Source organism: Sphaerochaeta sp. UBA5836, assembly GCF_002432845.1.
Classification (GTDB): Bacteria; Spirochaetota; Spirochaetia; order Sphaerochaetales; family Sphaerochaetaceae; genus Sphaerochaeta.
In genome coordinates this window covers 1-6,590 of the sequence record NZ_DJGW01000050.1, presented here as the reverse complement: position 1 = coordinate 6,590, position 6,590 = coordinate 1, and the positions used below count along the sequence as shown (strand labels likewise).

Below are 6,590 nucleotides of genomic sequence, written 5' to 3'. Positions count from 1 at the left end.
ACCAATACAAACCTGTCTGTCCAAGGCCGCCTCTCCCGCAGGTGGCCTTCTCTTTTGTTCTCATAGAAGGAGGGAGCCTTTTGGCTCCCTCGTGTATGATTTCTCTTTTTGCATTGTTACTCGGCAGTAAGCAATCGCTTGCACAGCATCTTCAGGCAGTGGAAGGTTGAGTCTGCAGGGATGAAAGCATAGGACTTGGTTCTCTTCAGAACGATACCCTCCACAATCTGCTCTACCGTGTAGAAATTACCTCCGATGCGGTTGTTGTCATACTGGGAGAAGGCACTGGCATAGTAGAGGCTTCTCGTCTCACCCGGCTTTATCAGCACTGTGGTCTCTGCTCCCAGGAGGGCATCGCTGTTTTGAGCATCCTTGAGGCCGTTGTAGAGATGGTTGGTACCCGATCCGCAGTTCAGTGAATACTGCTGGCTCATCCCACCGCTGTAGAAAGCCCACGGCGTTTCATTTCTCCCGCCCCAGTCAAAAAGGAAGTTGTTGAAGTTGATCGGAAGCATATCCTCTTCCAAAGCTGCAGGACCAGGGAAGAACGTAAAGTACACCATCTGCTGTCGCGGGTTGATGACACTCGTCCAACCCAAGTTGGCTGTCCGGGGAACAACACCGGAGATGAAATCGGTTTTTCCAATCGGAGGCGGGACTTCGGTCAAGTCGACCGTCCCCCCGCTTTTCAGCGGAGCCTTCTTCCAATCGTCAAATTGGACTTCTGCAACGAGACGGGAAGAAGCCCCGATGAGTTGGTCGTCCCTGCCGGTTGCCCAGAGATCGGCACTGGCATTGAGCACGCACCCCGACTCCAGGAACGGGGAACCAAGCTCATTATTCCAGGTTGTATTTGCAATGAGGTCCTCTTGGGCATTGTTGGTGATGAAGAGCGCACTATAATGCACCGGCTGGTTGGGCAACAGCATGTCAATCTTGCGTACCGTCCAACGCGCCTTACGGTTGCGGACCATGCTCATCAGCCACACCCCGCCAAACTCCGGGTCGGTTCCATAGCGCTCCACCATCCAGTAGGAAGACGCAGTGAAGCCGCTTTGCTCCTGGGTACCCTGGTCCGACTCGTAAGCCGGTCCATAGTTGGGAAAGCTGAAGTAGGAACCACTTTTCTGGTAGAGGTAGGGGCTGTTTTTCCAATACTCGGCGTTCTCATCGCTGAAAACCGACGTTCCGGTCCCCCGGTAGTGAGGAATGAGGTGTGCATTGAGCCTGCCGCCCTGAGGGGTGATGGCGCTCAGTTCAAGCACCATGCCGCCTTGGTCTTCAAGCAAGACCCTGATCAAGTCGTTCGACAACACCGTAGCATTGCGGCTCTCCCACAATCTCAGACGACGGATATCCATCTCGTTTCTCCTTATTCATGGTGTTAAAAACCATATAATAACAGTATACTGGTACCAGTAACCGCCGACTTATGCAAGGAGTGCAGATTCATGATTTCCAAGAAAGACAGACTGTTCAACCTTTCGACCAAGCATACCACCTATCTGTTTGCAATAACCGAAACCGGTCATCTTGAGCACCTGTATTACGGGAGGCTCCTTTCCAATCCCACCATCAGTGTCGATGCCCTTGCAGACAAGCGAAGCCTAAACATCGGAACCAGCACCGCCTACGACAGCGACCACCCAACACTGTACCTCACAAACCTCTGTATGGAATATTCTACCATGGGAAAGGGTGACTATCGAGAGTGTTCGGTCAATATTGAATATTCACGGGGTATGCAAACCCTCGACTTCATTGTGAAAAGCTACCGGATCCTTCCCGGAAAGCCCAGAACCTTCAGCGGACTGCCGGAGTCCTACGGGGACAAGAACACCTGCACCACCTTGGAAATCACCCTGAAGGAGACCTGCCTGCCGCTTCGCATGACTCTTACCTACACCATCTTTGAAGACAGTGACGTCATCACCCGAAGGGCGACCATCTACAACGACAGCACCAGCAGCATTCGGATCAAGGGCCTTGCCTCGGCCCAGCTCGACCTCGACGCTGATGACTGGAAGCTGGTCACCTTCGATGGAGCCTGGGCCAGAGAGCGATACATGAACGAGCGGGACCTGCTGCCGGGCATCTACATCAACGACAGCAAAACCGGTGTCTCCAGTGCCGACCACAACCCCTGCATATTCCTCAAGAAGGACGACGGACAGTGCATCGGCATGAATCTCATCTACAGCGGGAACCACCGGGAGCTGGTCGAAGTCTCCCCGTATGGGAAGATCAGGGTGATGACCGGAATCAATCCAGCCACCTTCAGCTGGGAGCTCAGTCCCCAGGACCGGTTCCAGTCCCCTGAAGCGGTACTCACCTACTCCCACCAAGGCATGAACGGAGCAAGTCAAAACTTCCACCACTTCATCAACAACCACATCGTCAGGGGAACCTGGAAAATGCGTGAGCGCCCGGTACTCATCAACAACTGGGAAGCCACGTACTTCAACTTCAACGAGGACAAGCTGCTCAGCCTTGCAAAAGAGAGTGCCGACCTCGGCATCGAGCTCTTCGTCCTCGACGACGGATGGTTCGGCCTGCGCAACGACGACACGACCAGCCTCGGCGATTGGACGGTGAACCCGAAGAAACTCCCTTCGGGGCTTGCAGGACTGAGTTTGGAAGTGCACCGCCTCGGGATGATGTTCGGCCTCTGGGTTGAGCCTGAGATGGTCAGCATCGAGAGCCAGCTCTATAAGAAGCACCCCGATTGGATGATCGCAATCCCCGGCCGCAGGCCGAGTGTCGGACGCAACCAGTACATCCTCGACCTGAGCAGGCAGGATGTTCGGGACTACCTGTTCAAGAGCCTTTCCGAGACCTGGCACCTGGCCGATGTAAACTACATCAAGTGGGACATGAATCGTGTATTCAGCGATATCTACAGCACCAATGCCGAGATTCGCAACCATGGTGAATTCCTCCACCGGTATGTGTTGGGGCTTTACGACCTGCTTGGAAAGCTTACCCAGGCGTTCCCCGATGTTCTCTTCGAATCATGCGCAAGCGGAGGAAACCGCTTCGACCTGGGCATGCTCTGCTATATGAGCCAGACATGGACCAGCGACAATACCGACGCCCTGTGCAGGCTTTACATCCAGGAAGGAACAAGCTGCGGATACCCCCTCTCGACGATGGGCAGCCATGTCAGTTCATCACCCAACCACCAGACGCTCAGAAGAACCGACCTCGAAGCACGGTTCAACGTGGCCGCCTTCGGAGTGCTTGGGTATGAGCTTGATGTCACCAAGCTCAAAAGACAGCAGAAGGAGGCGATCAGGAGCCAAATTGCGTTCTACAAAGCCCATCGGTCACTGCTTCAATATGGGACGTTCACCCGCATCAAGCTGGCAAACAGCCACTCCAACCAAGTGGTTTGGGCTGTTGCCAGCCACGACAAGAGTGAGCTGCTCGTACTCTTCGCCCAGAAACTCAACATGCCCAACCCCGGCTCGGACAAACTGAGGGTGGAAGCTGTTGATGTGAACGCCGTCTATGAGGTGTTCCCCCGCCAGCAGAAGATCGACATCAAGATGTTCGGCGATCTGCTCAACAGGGTGAGTCCTGTTCCCATCACTGAAGGAGGCTTTGCCCAGGATACGATCAGCAAGGCCATCTCTCTGGAAAGTGAAATCGAGCACTACCGTGTCAGCGGTGAGCAGGTAGCCTACGGCGGCATCAAGCTGAACCAGCAGTTTGGCGGCACCGGTTACGATGCCATGACCCGGGTGCTGGGCGACTTCGGCAACAGGATCTACATCTTCAAGAAGATCAACCTAGAAAGCAAGTAGGGTTGCAATCTCCTCATCCGAGACCTCTTTCTGATAGTGGGAACGCACAAAGCCCAAATGGGCGGTGCTTCCCACCAGAATGGCCCCCTTCAGCATGCCGTCCTGCACACAATACGCCTCATAGCGATTTCCGTTCCGATTCTTGTGTGCAGGTCCTTCGATGGAACCCACACTGACCACATCGAGCCCGTCACCCTTGAAACGGGTGAAGAGCACCGGCGTCTGATACGGTTTCTGCTCACCCAGAAGGTTGGAAACAGCAGTCTCGGCCATTGCAAGGGCGACGGGTATGATGCCGGGAACCTGGCCTTCATACTCGGCACAGTCACCGATGGCCAGAATGTCGCTGTCGCTGGTTTGCAGGAATTGGTTGACCACGATACCGCGATTGGTTTTCAGCCCTGCAGCCTTTGCCAAGGTGATCTCAGGCAATACTCCCAAGGAGAGCAAGAGCGTACGACAGGGTACTTCATCCTCTCCCTCTGTCACCAAAGCCCTGATGTGGCCACCCATGTCCACCTTCTGTGCCCGGGTCTTCACTCCTTCCTTGATCACCAATCCCTGTCCTTCCAAGTGCGCCTTGAGGATCGAGGCCCCTTCGGTGTCCAGCTGACGGACGAGAATCCGATCGGCCGCTTCAAGGACGGTTACCTCAAAACCCTTTCTCTTCACCCAGAGGGCGGTTTCCAGCCCAAGCAACCCACCACCCAGGACAACAACCGGGTTTTCGATGGTATCACTGATATTCTGGGCATCACTGAAAGTCCTCAGGGCGCAAGCTCCATCGGTACAGGAGAAAATGTCGAGCATGCGCGACCGGCTGCCGGTGGCGATGACCAATTTATCATAGGGAAAAGCTGCAGCTCCGCTGTAGACCAGTTTTTTGACGGGATCGATGGCTGTAGCTGCACGCTTCTGAAGGTAGGGAGGATCGCTCTTGGCGATCAAATCCTGCAGGGCTTCCTTGTCGCACAGTGCCTGGGGAAGCAGAATCCGGCTGTAAAAGCCCACCGGTTCCTCACTGAAAAGCTGCACGGACACACCCTTTGCTGCAAGCTTTGCAGCAACTGTCGCCCCGGCCACCCCGTTTCCGATTACTATCACATTCATGCTTGGCCTCCCGAACTTCTAGAGGCTAACGCAAGAAGCCCAAGCGTGTCCAGAAAGAATCATAGCAACCCTTGCCAGCAACCGGCGCTTCCCGGTATCATGGACAGAATGGAACAGACTGTCATATATCTGGAAGCAGGAACCGCCTCGCTCCCAACCAATGCAGCGTACCTTGCCCTGTGCCAGCAGGTACGCCGTTCTGTCTTTGTACAAGAACAAGGTGTCAGCGAAGCCATCGATTTCGATGGAAACGATCCTTCATGTGCACACCTGTTGCTCCTCTTCGGCGACGAAGCGGCTGGGACGCTTCGCATCAGGACAACCAGCAAGGGAACCAAGCTCGAGCGGATTGCAATCCTTCGGGAGTACCGCAAGCAGGGTTTGGGAAAGTTGCTGGTACGCTGTGCCTTGGCCTTGGCCGAGGGGCAGGTATACATCCATGCCCAGGTGCAGAGCGAAGGGTTCTACCAACGTCTTGGTTTCGTAGCCGAGGACCAAACAATCTTTTACGAAGCTGACATTCCCCATAAAACCATGATCTGGCCGCACGGAAAAGGAGTTTTGCCTTGTACCATCACAAGACCATCATAATCGCGGGAGCCGGTGTCTTCGGCACGGCCATGGCCGAACGGCTCTCGTGGAATACGACCAACACCGTCATCCTTTGGTCCATCGAGGAGGACGTTGTTGAAGACATCAACAAAAATCATCGGAACACCAAATATTTTCCCACGCACTTTCTGAATACCAGCATCAGGGCCACAAGCGACAAGCAGATCTTCCGTTCGGCCGACTGCATTCTCTTGGTCATCCCCTCGAAGGCGATTGTCCCCTTCACCGAAGAGATCAAAGCCCTGACAAAACCCGATTGCATGGTGATCAACCTGGCAAAGGGAATGAGCGACGACGGTGCCTTCATCACCGAGCAGATTCCCTTCACCCGTACCGCGAGCATGAAGGGTCCGACCTTCGCCATCGAGGTTCTGCACGGCCTTCCCTCCTCCTTCACCTTTGGTGGCAGGAAAGAAGACTACCTGGTGCTCAAGGAGAGCATTCTCAAGGGGACAGGCTTGTACCTGGACTACACCAGCGATATCCGCTCGGTTGAGCTGATGAGCATCCTCAAGAACATGTACGCCATTGCAATCGGGCTGGTCAGTGGAAGATTCAACTCCCCAAACGTCGACTTCCTTGTCTACACCAAGGCAGTCTCTGAGATGAGGAAGTTCCTTGCCCTCTTCGAATGCAGTACCGATACCATCTTCTGCTACTGCGGTATCGGAGACCTCGGGCTTACCAGCCTGAACGACCTGTCACGCAACCGAACCCTCGGCCTGCTCATGGGAAAGGGCTTCTCCATCGACAACAGCGGGACCTCGGCAACCGTCATCGAAGGCAGCAGAACCGTCAAGCTCATGGGAGAAACCACCCGGCAGCAGGGCGTGCAGGATGAGTATCCCCTGGTGCAGGCCCTGTATCGGTTGATGTATGAGGGTGAAAGCATCAACGACTATATGGCAGCGGTGTTTGCCTAAATTCAAGAAGGCCCCATCTCAGTGATGAAATGGGGCCTTGCCATTGAGACCGGCTGGGTCTACAGATGCTTAAGCACGCAGAATATGATCATATGGGAAGGCTCCTGCAACTGTTTGGTCGATAACAATTTCATGGTTG

5 protein-coding genes are annotated in these 6,590 nt (G+C 54.6%); 3 read left to right on the top strand and 2 right to left on the bottom strand.

Translation table 11 applies throughout. From position 1 onward, the window contains the following. Positions 1-116: 116 nt before the first annotated feature. Positions 117-1,361 (bottom strand): hypothetical protein, encoded by a 1,245-nt coding sequence (locus tag B3F49_RS03720; RefSeq protein WP_293909050.1) that lies wholly within the window; start codon positions 1,359-1,361, stop codon positions 117-119. Positions 1,362-1,451: 90 nt separating this feature from the next. Between B3F49_RS03720 and B3F49_RS03715 the strand changes: the two genes are divergently transcribed. Further along, positions 1,452-3,806 carry an alpha-galactosidase gene (locus B3F49_RS03715; RefSeq protein WP_293909048.1) on the top strand — a complete coding sequence of 785 codons (2,355 nt, stop codon included), beginning with the start codon at positions 1,452-1,454 and terminating at the stop codon, positions 3,804-3,806. Here the strand turns inward: B3F49_RS03715 and B3F49_RS03710 are convergent. Further along, positions 3,792-4,916 carry an NAD(P)/FAD-dependent oxidoreductase gene (locus B3F49_RS03710; RefSeq protein WP_293909046.1) on the bottom strand — a complete coding sequence of 375 codons (1,125 nt, stop codon included), beginning with the start codon at positions 4,914-4,916 and terminating at the stop codon, positions 3,792-3,794. The genes B3F49_RS03715 and B3F49_RS03710 overlap by 15 nt on opposite strands. Before the next feature lie 108 nt (positions 4,917-5,024). Between B3F49_RS03710 and B3F49_RS03705 the strand changes: the two genes are divergently transcribed. Then, a complete protein-coding gene (locus tag B3F49_RS03705) occupies positions 5,025-5,507 on the top strand; it encodes a GNAT family N-acetyltransferase (RefSeq protein WP_293909044.1) in 483 nt (160 codons plus the stop codon). Next, positions 5,483-6,451, top strand: a complete 969-nt coding sequence (locus B3F49_RS03700; protein WP_293892455.1) for an NAD(P)H-dependent glycerol-3-phosphate dehydrogenase — start codon at positions 5,483-5,485, stop codon at positions 6,449-6,451. The genes B3F49_RS03705 and B3F49_RS03700 overlap by 25 nt, the downstream gene beginning before the upstream one ends. Positions 6,452-6,590 lie beyond the last annotated feature (139 nt).